12 protein-coding genes are annotated in these 13,509 nt (G+C 73.9%); 3 read left to right on the forward strand and 9 right to left on the reverse strand.

All coding sequences use genetic code 11. The annotated features are described in order from the left end of the window. Window position 1: 1 nt before the first annotated feature. Both ACIQMJ_RS23835 and ACIQMJ_RS23840 read right to left on the reverse strand, forming a co-directional pair. A complete protein-coding gene (locus tag ACIQMJ_RS23835; RefSeq protein ID WP_141978196.1) occupies window positions 2-196 on the reverse strand; it encodes a DUF3046 domain-containing protein in 195 nt (64 codons plus the stop codon). 10 nt (window positions 197-206) lie between these two features. Then, window positions 207-668, reverse strand: a complete 462-nt coding sequence (locus ACIQMJ_RS23840) for a cupin domain-containing protein (RefSeq protein ID WP_499763212.1) — start codon at window positions 666-668, stop codon at window positions 207-209. Window positions 669-739: 71 nt separating this feature from the next. Here ACIQMJ_RS23840 and ACIQMJ_RS23845 point away from each other — a divergent pair, with 71 nt between their 5' ends. Together ACIQMJ_RS23845 and ACIQMJ_RS23850 are read left to right on the forward strand one after the other, a co-directional pair. After that, window positions 740-1,579 (forward strand): LysR family transcriptional regulator, encoded by an 840-nt coding sequence (locus ACIQMJ_RS23845; protein ID WP_499763213.1) that lies wholly within the window; start codon window positions 740-742, stop codon window positions 1,577-1,579. 9 nt (window positions 1,580-1,588) lie between these two features. Continuing rightward, complete coding sequence (locus tag ACIQMJ_RS23850; RefSeq protein ID WP_498773742.1) at window positions 1,589-1,714, forward strand: hypothetical protein; 126 nt, start codon at window positions 1,589-1,591, stop codon at window positions 1,712-1,714. Window positions 1,715-1,730: 16 nt separating this feature from the next. On the opposite strand, the gene ACIQMJ_RS23855 is transcribed toward ACIQMJ_RS23850, so the two are convergent. Continuing rightward, window positions 1,731-2,948: an MFS transporter gene (locus tag ACIQMJ_RS23855; RefSeq protein ID WP_499763214.1), complete on the reverse strand. Its 1,218-nt coding sequence runs from the start codon at window positions 2,946-2,948 to the stop codon at window positions 1,731-1,733. Between the two features lie 51 nt (window positions 2,949-2,999). Continuing rightward, a complete protein-coding gene (locus tag ACIQMJ_RS23860) occupies window positions 3,000-4,898 on the reverse strand; it encodes an Hsp70 family protein (protein ID WP_499763215.1) in 1,899 nt (632 codons plus the stop codon). 46 nt (window positions 4,899-4,944) lie between these two features. On the opposite strand from ACIQMJ_RS23860, the gene ACIQMJ_RS23865 reads away from it, so the two are divergent. Further along, window positions 4,945-9,531 (forward strand): ATP-dependent helicase, encoded by a 4,587-nt coding sequence (locus ACIQMJ_RS23865; protein ID WP_499763216.1) that lies wholly within the window; start codon window positions 4,945-4,947, stop codon window positions 9,529-9,531. Window positions 9,532-9,898: 367 nt separating this feature from the next. Here the strand turns inward: ACIQMJ_RS23865 and ACIQMJ_RS23870 are convergent, their stop codons facing one another. The 5 genes from ACIQMJ_RS23870 to ACIQMJ_RS23890 all read right to left on the reverse strand — a co-directional run bounded on the left by ACIQMJ_RS23870 (window position 9,899) and on the right by ACIQMJ_RS23890 (window position 13,458). Continuing rightward, complete coding sequence (locus ACIQMJ_RS23870; protein ID WP_499763217.1) at window positions 9,899-10,894, reverse strand: 1-aminocyclopropane-1-carboxylate deaminase; 996 nt, start codon at window positions 10,892-10,894, stop codon at window positions 9,899-9,901. Between the two features lies 1 nt (window position 10,895). After that, window positions 10,896-11,540 (reverse strand): GntR family transcriptional regulator, encoded by a 645-nt coding sequence (locus ACIQMJ_RS23875; protein WP_499763218.1) that lies wholly within the window; start codon window positions 11,538-11,540, stop codon window positions 10,896-10,898. Window positions 11,541-11,621: 81 nt separating this feature from the next. After that, a complete protein-coding gene (locus ACIQMJ_RS23880) occupies window positions 11,622-11,960 on the reverse strand; it encodes a hypothetical protein (protein WP_499763219.1) in 339 nt (112 codons plus the stop codon). Then, window positions 11,957-12,364, reverse strand: a complete 408-nt coding sequence (locus ACIQMJ_RS23885; protein ID WP_499763220.1) for a class I SAM-dependent methyltransferase — start codon at window positions 12,362-12,364, stop codon at window positions 11,957-11,959. Before ACIQMJ_RS23885 ends, ACIQMJ_RS23880 begins: the two co-directional genes overlap by 4 nt. Continuing rightward, window positions 12,334-13,458 carry a hypothetical protein gene (locus ACIQMJ_RS23890; protein WP_499763221.1) on the reverse strand — a complete coding sequence of 375 codons (1,125 nt, stop codon included), beginning with the start codon at window positions 13,456-13,458 and terminating at the stop codon, window positions 12,334-12,336. Before ACIQMJ_RS23890 ends, ACIQMJ_RS23885 begins: the two co-directional genes overlap by 31 nt. Between the last annotated feature and the right edge of the window lie 51 nt (window positions 13,459-13,509).

Raw genomic sequence — 13,509 nt, forward strand, 5'->3', positions numbered from 1 at the left:
GTCACCGGCGCTGTTCCGGCACGTCGAAGGCGTCGCAGACGGCCAGCCAGATCTCCTTGGCCGGCAGGCCCGCCTCCAACGCCTGGTCGGGAGTCCGGCCGCCGAGGGCGGACAGCACGTGGTCCCGGGCCACCATCTCCGCCCTGACCTGGCCGAACTCGTTGGCCATCAGCTTGCGGAACATCGTGATGCGCATCGGGCCCAGGTTAGCGCGCGGCCTTCCACACCGGACTGTCGACGTAGTGGTTGTCGAACCGGTCCTGCGAGTCGCGGATCTCCTGGGGGCTCGCCTCGCCGCGCTGCACGCGGTCGAGCAGGCGGTAGTAGTCGAACCGGCCCATGCCCGGCGTGAAGACGAACAGCACGTCCGCGTCCGCGCCCTTGAGCGCGCCGAACGCGTGCGGCACGCGTGGCGGCACGACGAGGAAGTCACCGCGCTCCAGGGTCACCACGTCCTGGTCCAGCAGCACTTGGAGCGTGCCGTCGAGCACGAAGAACAGCTCCGAGGCGCGGGTGTGGAAGTGCGGCGGCGCGCCGTCGGAGCCGTCGCGGAACGTGGAGCGGTTGCTGGTCAGGCCGTCGAGGTCGGCGAGGAGGGTGACCACGGCGGCGGGGTCGGCGTCGAGCTTGTCGGCCTGGTCGGCGCGGACGAGGAGCGGGTTTTCCATGACGTCGAGACTCGTCGCGGCACGGGATCCGAACAACGGCGGAGATCGGATGGAACGATAACCTGGCGGTTATGGAACGTCGTGACCTGGAGGTCTTCCTGACCCTGGCGGAGGAGCTGCACTTCAGCCGCACCGCCGAGCGGCTGCACGTCTCCCAGGCGCGCGTCAGCCAGTCCGTGAAGCAGCTGGAACGCCGCATCGGCGCGCCGCTGTTCGAGCGGACCAGCCGCCGGGTCGCGCTCACGCCCATCGGCCGACGCCTGCGTGACGACCTGGCACCCGCCTACCAGCAGATCGTGGACGGCATAGCGCGCGCTGTGGAGGCCGCACGCGGCACGTCGCTGCTGCGCGTCGGGTTCGAGGCGCCGGCCGTCGCCGACCTCGTCACCGACGTCCTGGACAGGTTCCGCGCCCGGCACCCGGACAGCGAGGTGCTGGTCCGCGAAGCGCCGTTCACCGACCCGTTCTCGCTGCTCAGGGCCGACGAGGTGGACGTGCTGGTGACGTTGTTCCCGGTCGGCGAACCGGATCTGACGGCCGGTCCGGTCCTCTTCGAGGAGCCACTGGTGCTCGCGGTGGCCGACACACACCCGTTCACGCGGCAGGAGTCCGTGACCCTGGAGGACCTGGCCCGCGACACGGTCTTCCGCGCCGCCTACTGGCGTGACACGACACCCAAGGGCGCGCCGATCAAGCGCGGACGGGACGTCACGACGTTCCAGGAGCTGCTGACCGCCATCGCCACCGGCGAGGGCGTCTGCCCGCTGGGCGCGCACGCCGCCGGCTACTTCGCCCGTCCCAGGATCGCATTCCTGCCGCTGGTGGGCGCGCCGCGGCTGGCCTGGGGCCTGGTCTGGCGCACGGCGGGCGAGACGGCCCGGGTGCGCGAGTTCGCGGCGGCGGCGCGCTAACCTCGACCTGTGCTGTTGTTGCAGGAAGACCCCACGGGCATGTCCTCGCCGATCGCCACGGTCGCGGTGATCGCCGGGCTCGTCGCGGCAATCGTGGTGGGCCTGCGCGCGCTCTGGTACAACCGCAAGCGCTGACCACCCGGGCGAGCGGTCACCGCACCCGCTGCAACGACGCGAACAGGCACGTGACCAGCAGCGGCAGCGCGGTGAACCCGACCACCAGGCCCAGCGCGGCGTAGGACCACGCGGTCACCACGACGCCCGCCGCGACGCCGCCGAGCGCGCCGCCCGCGTTCATGCACAGGTCGGAGAGCCCCTGCGCGGCCGGCCGGTCCACCACCGCCACCGACTCGGTGAGCAGCGCCGACCCCGCCACCATGCCCGCCGACCAGCCGAACGCCAGCAGCGCCAGCCCCGCGGCCAGCTGCGGCGCGTCGTGCGACGGCGCCATGCCCGCGATGCCCGAGGCCGCGACCACGAGCGCCGCGCCGATCGCCAGCACCGGAACCCGGCCGAGCCGGTCGGCCATCCACCCGAACAGCGGGCTGGCCGCGTACATGGCGGCGACGTGCAGGCTGATCACCACGCCCACGACCCGCAGCGACGAGCCCGCGTGCTCCATGTGCACCGGGGTCATCGACATCAGGCCCACCATCGCGGTGTGGCACAGCGTCACGCCGCCCAGCGCGAGCTTCCCCGCCGGCGGCAGCGACCGCCACACCGCCACCGACCGCTTGGTGCCGACCGAGGGCGCGACGGCGGACTTCGCGAGCACGAGCGGGTCGGGCCGCAGGAACCGCAGCACGACCACCGCGGCCAGGCCGAACAGCACCGCCGACATCAGGTAGGGCCCGGAGCCCACCGGCAAGCCCAGCCGCACGGCCACCTGGCCCGCCGGGTCGGCCAGGTTCGGCCCGGCCACCGCACCCACGGTGGCCGCCCACACCACCAACGCCACCGAGCGCGCTCTGCGGTGCGGATGGGCGAGGTCCGCGCCCGCGTACCGGGCGGCGAGGTTCGCGCTGGACGCCGCGCCGAACAGCACGAGCGCCACCAGCAGCACCTGCCACGAGCCGAGCACCACCGCGCACGCCGCCACCGCCGCGCCCACCGCGCCCGCGCCGTAGCCCAGCACCAGCGCGGGACGGCGTCCGCTGCGGGCCGCCAGCCGGGCCGCGGGCAGCGCGAACACCGCCGCACCGAGCACGGCCGCGGTCTGCGCCATCCCGCCGACCGCGTCGGAGTCGGCCAGCACGGCCGCGATGAGCGTGCTCACCGCCAGGCCGATGGTGACGCCGGCCGCGCCCAGCACCTGGGTCACCGCCAGCACCCGCAGGACCCTGCGCTGCACGGCGTCGACCACAGTCATGATCTTGACTGTGCCGGCCGGGACCGGGCCCGACCAGCCACCGTCCGGGTCTCAGGTGCCGGGTTGGACCGCAGCCTCGAAGAAGTCCGCGACCTGGTCGGCGGTCAGCTCCTCACCGCCGCTCTTGGTCACGATGCCCAGCAGCGGCAGGTTGTCCGCGGTGAACACGAGCAGCCCCAGCCCGCCGTCCGCCGCGGCCCGGTACTTGCCGGTGAGGCCGTTGCCCGCCCACTGCGCCTCGACCATGTCGGTCTTGAGGGACCGCACCACGGCCTCGGCGCCGTGCTGCGCGCCGATGACGGTCTCGGTGAGCACGTACTGGACCGAGTAGTCGTCCTTCACCGCGCAGCTGACCACGGTGCCCTTGATGCCGTTGACGCCGCCCACGCCGGGCGTGCCACCCGCCTTGCACGTGCTGGTGTCCGGGATGGTGCCCGCGAGCAGCCGCAGGCACTCGGTGAAGCCCTTGTCGTCCTGCTGGGTGTCGTTCTTGCACTCCTGCGCGCTGGGCACGTCGACCCCGCTGAGCGCGAAGATCCCGCCGACCACGGCCAGCGCGAGCACCACGACCGCGCCCGCCGCGATCAGCAGCATCTTGCGGTCGGGCTTCTTCTTCGACTCGGCCGGCGCGCGCGTGCCGACGGTCGGGAAGTTGAACTGCTGCGGCCCGGTCTGCGGGTACACCTGGTAGGGCCCGCTGACCGCCGGGTTGACCTGGTACGCGCCGCTGGTGCCGGGGTTGACCTGGTACGGGCCGCTCACGGCCGGGTTCACCGGGTGCGCGCCGCTGACCGCCGGGTTGGCCTGGTACACCCCGCCGGGCGGCGTCACCGGCTTGGTGACGACCGTGTCGGGCTCCTTGGGCCGGGTCGGCTCCTGGGAGCGCGGCGTGATGCCGTTCTTGGGCACGTGGTGCGCGCCCAGGGCGACCGCGGTCTCCGGCTGGTCCAGGCTCGTCGGCACGATCCGCACCTGCTCGGCGATCATGTTCGCGACCAGCGGGATCCGGCTCGCGCCGCCGACCAGGTAGATGCCGGCGAGCTGGTTGGGCGCCATGCCGGTGGAGCGGATCGTGGACTCCAGCAGCTCCACGCTGCGCATCATGCTCGGCCGGACCAGCGCCTCCAGGTCGGAGCGGTTGACCAGCACGTCCTCGAACGGCTCCGGCATCGGCACCTCGGTGTGCGCGTGCCGCGACAGCGACTCCTTGGCCGCGCGCACGTCCTCCTGCAACGTGCGGCGGGCCCGCCGGTCCGCGGTGGACTCCGGGCGCAGCAGCCGCTGCCAGGCCGCCGGGTCGCGGTGCGAGACCTGCCGGCCGACGTGCTCCAGCAGCGCCTGGTCGACGTCCAGGCCGCCCAGGTCCTGCAAGCCGTCCTCGGCCAGCACGGTGAAGCCGCTCTGGGTGGCGCCGACGATGGCCACGTCGAACGTGCCCGCGCCCAGGTCGTAGACCGCGAGCGCCTGGCCGACCGACAGCGACGCGTAGTGGGAGGCGGCGGCGACCGGCTCGGGCACCAGCACGACCTCGGCGCTCACGCCCGCGAGGCGGGCCGCGGACAGCAGCACGTTGCGGCGCGTCGGACCCCACTGCGCGGGGTGGGTGAGGCGGACCTCGTCCAGCGGCTCACCGCCCAGCTGGCGGGTCGTCTCGTCCAGCACGCGGCGCAGCACGGCGGCCAGCGCGTCGGTGACCGGGACGACGTTGTCGCCCAGCAGCAGCACGCCGTCGTCCACCCGGCGCTTGGGGTTGGGCTCGAAGCGGGCCGGGTCGAGGCGGGCGCGGCGCTCGGCGTCGCGGCCGACGACCAGCGTGCCGTCCTCCTCGCAGTAGACGGCCGAGGGCATGGTGGCCGAGCCGTCGACCTCCACGACCCGGGGCGGCCTGCCGTGCGCGGCGAGCACCGCGACGGTGTTGGAAGTGCCCAGGTCGACGGACAGGACGCGCACGGTCACCCCTTCGGTTCGAACGGGGTGATCGTGCCACAACCGATAAATGTCGGACCGCTGGTTCAAGATGTCGGGTGTGGACGTCATGGCCGCTTTCTCCCCCGCGACCCGGCAGTGGTTCGCCGGGGCCTTCGCCGCGCCCACGGCGGCGCAGGCGGGGGCGTGGGAGGCCGCTGCCGCGGGCGAGCACGCGCTGGTCATCGCGCCGACCGGGTCGGGCAAGACGCTGGCCGCGTTCCTCTGGGCGCTGGACCGGCTGGCGGCCACGCCCAAGCCCGCCGAGCCCAGGCGGCGGTGCCGGGTGCTCTACGTCTCGCCGCTCAAGGCGCTGGCGGTGGACGTGGAGCGCAACCTGCGCGCCCCGTTGGCGGGCATCCGGCAAGCCTCGCACCGGCTGTCGCTGCCCGAGCCGGACATCACGGTCGGCATGCGCACCGGCGACACGCCCGCGGACGCGCGGCGGGCGTTCGCCCGGACACCACCGGACGTGCTGGTCACCACGCCCGAGTCGCTGTTCCTGGTGCTCACCTCGGCCGCGCGGGACTCGTTGCGCGGCGTCGAGACGGTGATCGTGGACGAGGTGCACGCGGTGGCGGGCACCAAGCGCGGCGCGCACCTGGCGCTGTCGCTGGAACGGCTGGACGCGCTGCTGGAGCGGCCCGCCCAGCGGATCGGGTTGTCGGCCACGGTCCGGCCGGTCGAGGAGGTGGGCGCGTTCCTCGCGGGCGGGCGGCCGGTGCGGGTCGTGCAGCCGAAGACGGCCAAGACGATCGAAGTGCGGGTCGAGGTCCCGGTCGAGGACATGTCGGCCCTCGGCGAGCCGACCGGCGAGGTGTCGGGCTCGGCGGCGGGCGCGGAGCAGCGGGCGTCGATCTGGCCGTCGGTGGAGCAGCGGGTGCTGGAGCTGGTCCGGCAGCACCGGTCGACCATCGTGTTCGCCAACTCGCGCCGGCTGGCCGAACGGCTCACCGCGCGGCTCAACGAGCTCGCCGAGGAGACCGCGGACGAGGTCGCCGAGCCGGAGCGGTTCCCGGCCGAGGCGGCCGGCCAGTCCGGCGTGACCACCCAGCGCTCGGCCGCGATCGCCCGCGCGCACCACGGCTCCATGTCGCGCGAGCAGCGGGTGGTGGTCGAGGAGGAGCTGAAGTCCGGCCGGCTGCCGTGCGTGGTGGCCACGTCGTCGCTGGAGCTGGGCATCGACATGGGCGCGGTCGACCTGGTGGTGCAGGTGGAGGCGCCGCCCACGGTCGCGTCGGGCCTGCAGCGCGTCGGCCGGGCCGGGCACCAGGTCGGCGCGGTGTCGCGGGGCGTGATGTTCCCCAAGTTCCGGGGCGACCTGGTGTCGTGCGCGGTCGTGGCGGAGCGCATGCGGGACGGTGCGATCGAGGCCGTGCGGTACCCGCGCAACCCGCTGGACGTGCTGGCGCAGCACGTCGTGGCGATGGTGGCGATGGAGCCGTGGACGGTCGAGTCGCTGGCCGGGCTGGTGCGGCGGGCCGCGCCGTTCGCCGCGCTGCCCGAGTCGGCGTTGCAGGCGGTGCTGGACATGCTCGCGGGCCGGTACCCGAGCGAGGAGTTCGGCGAGCTGCGGCCCCGCATCACGTGGGACCGCATCACCGGCGAGCTGCGCGGCCGACCGGGTGCGCAGCGGCTGGCCGTGACGTCGGGCGGCACGATCCCCGACCGCGGCCTGTTCGCGGTGATGACGCCGCCGTCCGAGCGCGGCCCCGGCTCGCGGGTCGGCGAGCTGGACGAGGAGATGGTCTACGAGTCGCGGGTGGGCGACACGTTCCTGCTGGGCACGTCGTCGTGGCGGGTCGAGGACATCACCCACGACCGGGTGATCGTGGTGCCCGCGCCCGGCCAGCCCGCGCGGATGCCGTTCTGGAAGGGCGACGCGCCGGGCCGCCCGCTGGAGCTGGGGAGGGCGCTGGGCAAGTTCCTCCGCGAGGTGTCCACGATGGAGGACGCGTCGGCGGCGGAGCGGACCGCGTCGGCCGGGCTGGACGCGTGGGCGACGTCGAACCTGCTGGCCTACCTGGGCGAGCAGCGCGAGGCGACCAGGCACGTGCCCAACGACCGGGTCGTGCTGGTGGAGCGGTTCCGCGACGAGCTGGGCGACTGGCGGCTGGTGGTGCACTCGCCGTTCGGCGCGCAGGTCAACGCGCCGTGGGCGCTGGCCATCGCGGCCCGGCTGCGGGAGCGGCGCGGCATCGAGGTGCAGGCGGCGCACTCCGACGACGGGATCGTGATCCGGCTGCCCGACGCGGTCGACCTGGACGGCGCGCAGGTCGTGGCGGGAGCGGACGACGTGCTGCTCGACCCCGAGGAGGTCGAGCAGGTCGTGGTGGCCGAGGTGGGCGGCTCGGCGTTGTTCGCGGCCCGGTTCCGGGAGTGCGCGGCGCGGTCGCTGCTGCTCCCCCGGCGCGACCCGCGCAAGCGCTCGCCGTTGTGGCAGCAGCGGCAGCGGGCGGCGCAGCTGCTGTCCGTGGCGGCGAAGTACGAGAGCTTCCCCGTGGTGCTGGAGGCCATGCGCGAGGTCTTGCAGGACGTGTACGACGTGCCCGGCCTGCGTGAGCTGATGACCGACATCAGGGCGCGGCGGGTGCGCGTGGTGGAGGTGGAGACGCCGTCGCCGTCGCCGTTCGCGCGCAGCCTGCTGTTCGGCTACGTCGGGATGTTCCTGTACGAGGCGGACGCGCCGCTGGCCGAGCGGCGGGCGGCGGCGTTGTCGCTGGACTCGGCGCTGCTGGCGGAGCTCCTGGGCTCCGAGGCGATCCGGGAGCTGCTAGACCCGGAGGTGGTCGCGGAGGTCGAGCGGAACCTCCAGCGCCTGGCCCCGGACCGGCACGCGCGTGACGCGGAGGGTGCGGCGGACCTGCTGCGGTTCCTCGGCGACCTGTCGGAGGCCGAGGCGGCGGAGCGGGGCGTGCGGCCGGAGTGGCTGGCCGACCTGGTGGCGCAGCGGCGGGCGATCCGGGTGCGCATCGCGGGCGAGGACCGGGTGATCGGCATCGAGGACGCGGGCCGGGTGCGTGACGCGTTGGGCGTGGCGCTGCCGGTGGGCGTGCCGGAGGTGTTCACCGAGCCGGTGGCCGACCCGCTGGGCGACCTGCTGTCCCGTTACGCGCGCACCCACGGGCCGTTCCCGGCGGTGGAGGCGGCGGAGCGGTTCGGGTTGGGCGTGGCCGTGGTGACCGGGGTGCTGGAGCGGATGGCGGCCACCGGGCGGCTGGTGCGCGGCGAGCTCAGACCCGGCGGCACGCACACCGAGTACTGCGACGCCGAGGTGCTGCGGCGGCTGCGGCGCGCGTCGCTGGCCCGGTTGCGGGCCGAGGTGGAGCCGGTGGAGCCCGCGGCGCTGGGCCGGTTCCTGCCCAGCTGGCACGGGGTGGGGCGGCGGTTGCGGTCCGCGCCGACCGTGGACGACGTGTACTCGGTGGTCGAGCAGTTGGCGGGCGCGCCGCTGCCCGCGAGCGCGGTCGAGTCGCTGGTGCTGCCCGCGCGGCTGCCCGGCTACAGCCCCGCGCTGCTCGACGAGCTGACCGCGTCCGGCGAGGTGACGTGGACGGGGTGCGGTTCGCTGGCGGGCGGTGACGGCTGGATCGCGTTGGCGCCGACCGACGTGGCCGACCTGCTGCTGCCGGACCTGGTGCCCGAGGCGATGCCGGAATCGTCCCTGCACACCGCCGTGGTGGAGGCGTTGGGCGGCGGCGCGCTGTTCTTCCGGCAGGTGGTCGACCGGGTGTCGTTGCAGGGGCCGACGACGGACAGCGAGGTCGTCGGCGCGTTGTGGGACCTGGTGTGGGCGGGGGTGGTCACCAACGACACGCTGGCGCCGTTGCGGGCCTTGGTCGCCGGCGGCGGCACGGCCCACAAACCGCGACGGGCCGCGCCGCGGGGCCGTTACGCGCGGATGCGGGCCGGCAGACCGGACCTGCCCAGCCGCACCGGACCACCGACCGTCGCCGGCCGCTGGTCACTGGCCGTCGTGCCCGCCGCGGACGCGACCCGGCGTGCGCACGCGCGGGCGGAGGCGTTCCTCGAACGGCACGGCGTGCTGACGCGGGGCGCGCTGGACACCGAGCGGGTGACCGGCGGCTTCAGCGGCGTCTACCGGGTGCTGCGCGCCATGGAGGAGTCCGGCCAGGTCGTGCGCGGCTACGTGGTGGAAGGGCTGGGTGCCGCGCAGTTCGCCGCCCGCGGCGCCGTGGACCGGCTGCGCGCCTCATCCCGCCCACCCGGCCAGGACCACGTGGGCAAGCCGGAAGCCGTCGTCCTGGCCGCCACCGACCCGGCCCAGCCCTACGGCGCCGCCCTGGCGTGGCCGGACCTGTCGGGCGAGGGCAAGCACCGGCCGGGCCGCAAGTCCGGTGCGCTCGTCGTGATGGTGGACGGCCTGGCCACCCTCTACGTCGAGCGCGGCGGCCGTTCCCTGCTGTCGTTCACCGAGGAGGAGGACTCCCTGCGCGCCGCCGCCCAAGCCCTGAGCCGCGCCGTGCGCGACGGCTGGCTGGGCCAACTGGCAGTGCAAAAAGCCGACGGCGAACTCGCCCTGGGCTCCCACCTGGCCACCATCCTCCAAGAAGCCGGCTTCCGCGCCACCCCCAAAGGTCTCCGCCTCCGCGCATGACCCACCAACCCGCACCACCCACCGCCCCCATGGAGATCACCCAAAAGAGGAAGCCGACCCGGAACTTTTCGCCACACCATTGAAGTTGCCGGAATGAAAGGAGGCAGCGGCCCACGGCACCCGTCCCCCAAGCCCAACACCCCAGGGCCCGCACCCCACACATACGACGCGAACCCACCGCACACCCAACCCGCCCCACCGAGCGCACACCCACACCGCACCGCCCAGCGGACACCCGGACGGTCAGCGGACACCCTCAGGTTCAGCGGCCCTCAGACGGTCAGCGGCCCCGACGCTCAGCGGCCCCCAACGCTCAGGGACCAGAACGCTCGGAGGACCAGGGTGCCGAGCCGACACCGGGCTCGGCTCAGCGGAACAGGGCGCTGTAGGCGTTGAGCGCCGGCTGGCCGCCCAGGTGGGCGTACAGGACGTTGGCGTCACGCGGGATCTCGCCGGTCGAGACCAGCTCTACCAGCCCCGCCAACGACTTGCCCTCGTACACCGGGTCGGTGATCATGCCTTCGAGGCGGGCCCCGAGCTTCATGGCGTCCAAGGTGGACTCGCCGGGCACGCCGTAGATGCCTTCGTGGAACCGGTCGTCGAGGATGACGTCGTCGTCGGTCACCTCGACGCCCAGCAGGCCGGCCGTGTTCTTGGCGATGCGGGTGATCTGGCTGCGCGTGTCGCACGGTTCGGCGGAGGCGTCGATGCCGATGATCGTCCGGCCGCTGCCCGCGAACCCGGCCACCATGCCCGCCTGCGTGCTGCCGGTCACCGAGCACACGACGACCGTGTCGAACCGCACGCCCAGTTCGGTCTCCTGACGTTCGACCTCGGCCGCCCAGCCGGCGAACCCGAGCCCGCCCAGCGGGTGGTCCGACGCGCCCGCCGGGATCGCGTACGGCTTGCCGCCGGCCGCGCGCACGTCCTCGATCGCCTGCTCCCAAGCCGGTTTCACGCCGATGCCGAAGCCCGCCTCCACCAACCGCACCTCGGCGCCCATCAACCGGCTGAGCAGGATGTTGCCCACCCGGTCGTACACGGCGTCCGGCCAGTCGACCCAGCTCTCCTGCACCAGCACGCACTTCAGGCCGGCGCGCGCCGCGGCGGCGGCGACTTGGCGCGTGTGGTTGGACTGCACCCCGCCGATGGACACCAACGTGTCGCAGCCCGTCGCCAGGGCCTCGGCCACCAGGTACTCCAGCTTGCGGGTCTTGTTGCCGCCGTACGCCAACCCGGAGTTGCAGTCCTCCCGCTTGGCCCACACCTGCGCGCCGCCGAGGTGCTTGGTCAGCCGTTCCAGCTTGTGCACCGGTGACGGCCCGAAGGTCAGCGGGAAGCGCTCGAAATCGCCCAGTGCCATGTCAGTTCTCCTCAACCGAGAGCAGGTCGGCCAACGTCGCCCAGTTCCGCTCCACCAGCCGCGCCGCGAGGTCGGCGTCGGCCGCGGCGAAGGCGGTGGTGATCTCGTCGTGCATGGCCACCGAGTGGCGGCCGGTGGGCGCGGCGAACCGCAGCCGTTCCAGGCGGCGCACGAGCGGCGTGTAGCGCTCGATGGTGGCGGCGACGGCGAAGTTGTCCGCCCGCCGCACGGCCACCGCGTGGAACTCGTCGTCCGCGGCGAGCGCGGCGGGCACGTCGCCGGCGGCCAGGGCGCGGGCGAACGTCGTGTTCGCGGCGCGCATGGCGTCCAGGTCCGCCTCGACGACGCGCGGCACGGCCAGCCGGGCGGCGAGGGCGTGCATCGACTGGACGACCACGTGCGCGTCCCGCACCGCGGCCGTGTCCAACGGCGTGACGCGCGTGTAGCTGTGCGGCTTGCTCTCGACCAACCCCTCGTCGGTCAGCCGGGCCAGCGCCTCGCGCACCGGCGTCCGGGACAGCCCCAGCCGCTCGGCCAGCTCCACGTCCTTGATCGGCGCGCCGGGCGCCAGGTCGCCGCCCATGATCGCCTCGCGGATCGCGTGCAGCGCCTGATCGCGGAACAGCGCCCGACTAATATATTGCATACTGGCGCACAGTAGACGGCCTGCCGTGAAACCGCCAGACACGCTCAGACGCGAGCTCAGGCTCGACCGAGGCGAGCGGCACTACTCCAAGTGCGCGAAAACCTCGGAGTAGTGCGAGTTCACGGCCGGTTGGCCGGTGTAGTTGGGTCCGGCCTGGTCGTCGGCCCCGAGGTACCGGAACGGCAGGCGGACGTCCCCGCGGCCGACGCGGCTGATGCGACGCCGCCGCGAGTCGTGGTCGAACCCGGCCGACCGCAACGCCCCGGCCAGTCGTCGGCCCCACGGACGCCCCTGCTCCGTCACGACCGCGGCGAGGTCCAGGTTCGCCACCAGCAGACCGTCCTCGGTCAGCCACGACGCCGCACGGGTGAGGACGTCGAGCTTGTCACCGATGTAGTGCAGGCCGTGGACGCAGGTCACCAGGTCGTAGGGTGCCGCGGGACGAAGGAGGCCACCGGGCCCGTGACGAACTCCACTCCGGAGTGCGGCGGGCGGGCGAAGAAGTCGACGAGGTCGACACCGGTGATCCGCAGCCTCGGGTCGTCCACCAGCCGGGCGCACTCCAGCAGCGCCGTGCCGGTGCCGCAGCACAGGTCGAGCCAGCGGAACGTCCCGGCGCCCCGCGACAACCGGTCGGTGATCAGGGCGGCGACGTCGACACCGAGCTCCCGGCCGTAGCCGTTGGAGCCGGTGAGCCCGCGTTCCCGGTTCATCGCGCAGTTCGCCACGACCGACGACCGCTCCAGCGCCTCGTCGTCCAGCAACGCGGTTCGCCCCTCCCGGACCACGACGATCAGCCGCGCAGCGCCGGAACGCCGTCCCACGACGGTTCCAGCACGTGCAGCAGCCACGGTGTCGGGGTGTCCTCCGGCACGTCGCGGTCCGGGTGGACCATCGCGAACATCAGCGCGGGGACGCGCGGCAGGCCGACCGTGACGACCTCGCCGTCGCCCGCCACCCACAGCGTGCCCGTGTCGGCGATGTTGGCGACCAGGTCCGGGTCGGGCAGCGGGAACCGCACGACCGCCGTGCCGCCCGGCAGTTGGGCGAGACCGGCGACCTCGTCGGTGGACTCCCACGGGAACAACGTGATCGGCGCCGGGGTCCACCCGGTCGCCGAGTCGAGGGCCGCCACCGCCTCGCGGTACAGCCGGTCGAGCAGGAACGAGCTCGGCGTCATGAGGGCGGCGGCGACGATCAGGAGTCCGCCGACCACCAGGCCGGCCGGGGACAGCGGACGCACGCTCAACGCCACCAGCACCGCGCCGACCGCCGCGCCGAGCGCGCACCACACCCGGGTCCGGGTGCCCCAGCGGAAGCCGCGCGCCGCGCGGGCCACGGCCGGGTCGTCCAGAGGTCTGCCGATCACGTGCGGTTCGCGTTCGCGTGGCCTGGCTTCGTCCTCGCTCGTGTCGACCCGCACCGGGAACATGCGGCACAGGCCCGCGACTCGGACCACGGCCCGGCCTCCTTCGTCGGGCCCGCACAGGAAGACCTCCTGCCGGTCGAGCACCAGGTCCAGCCCGTCGGACAGCAGGCCCCGCAGGACGACCGTCCCGTCTTCGGCGAAGACCAGGAGCCGGTCCTCGTCCCACTTCCCGCCACCGGCGACGACGGTCGCGGGCACGCGGCGCCAGGGTCGGTCGAGCAGTCCGCGCCGGCGTGGCGCGGTCTCGACGCGGTGCGCCAGCGGCGGGATCGCGGTCACGAGGCCCAGCAGCCCGAGCACGACCACCGCCGCCACGGTGCCGGGGGCGGGGTCGGGGAACACGACGAGGCTCACCGCGACGACCAGGAGCCCCACCGCGATGACGACGGACCAGGTCACGTAGCCGCGGAACTGGTCGAGGACCAGGCGGGTGGACCAGTCGTCCAGCGCGTCGACGTCCGTGCGCGGTTCGAGGTAGGCGGGCCGCATCACCGTTCTCCCCCCAGGCCGGCTCCTGGTGCGCACAGTACCCATGCGGCG

Source organism: Actinosynnema sp. NPDC091369 (genome assembly GCF_044757065.1).
Classification (GTDB): Bacteria; Actinomycetota; Actinomycetes; order Mycobacteriales; family Pseudonocardiaceae; genus Actinosynnema.

What these genes read in the sequence shown, in the direction of transcription:
- ACIQMJ_RS23875 (WP_499763218.1), bottom strand. Translation starts at nt 11,540, where the DNA reads ATGCAATATATTAGTCGGGCGCTGTTCCGCGATCAGGCGCTGCACGCG.
- ACIQMJ_RS23840 (WP_499763212.1), bottom strand. Translation starts at nt 668, where the DNA reads ATGGAAAACCCGCTCCTCGTCCGCGCCGACCAGGCCGACAAGCTCGAC.
- ACIQMJ_RS23865 (WP_499763216.1), top strand. Translation starts at nt 4,945, where the DNA reads ATGTCGGACCGCTGGTTCAAGATGTCGGGTGTGGACGTCATGGCCGCT.
- ACIQMJ_RS23870 (WP_499763217.1), bottom strand. Translation starts at nt 10,894, where the DNA reads ATGGCACTGGGCGATTTCGAGCGCTTCCCGCTGACCTTCGGGCCGTCA.
- ACIQMJ_RS23890 (WP_499763221.1), bottom strand. Translation starts at nt 13,458, where the DNA reads ATGCGGCCCGCCTACCTCGAACCGCGCACGGACGTCGACGCGCTGGAC.
- ACIQMJ_RS23855 (WP_499763214.1), bottom strand. Translation starts at nt 2,948, where the DNA reads ATGACTGTGGTCGACGCCGTGCAGCGCAGGGTCCTGCGGGTGCTGGCG.
- ACIQMJ_RS23845 (WP_499763213.1), top strand. Translation starts at nt 740, where the DNA reads ATGGAACGTCGTGACCTGGAGGTCTTCCTGACCCTGGCGGAGGAGCTG.
- ACIQMJ_RS23835 (WP_141978196.1), bottom strand. Translation starts at nt 196, where the DNA reads ATGCGCATCACGATGTTCCGCAAGCTGATGGCCAACGAGTTCGGCCAG.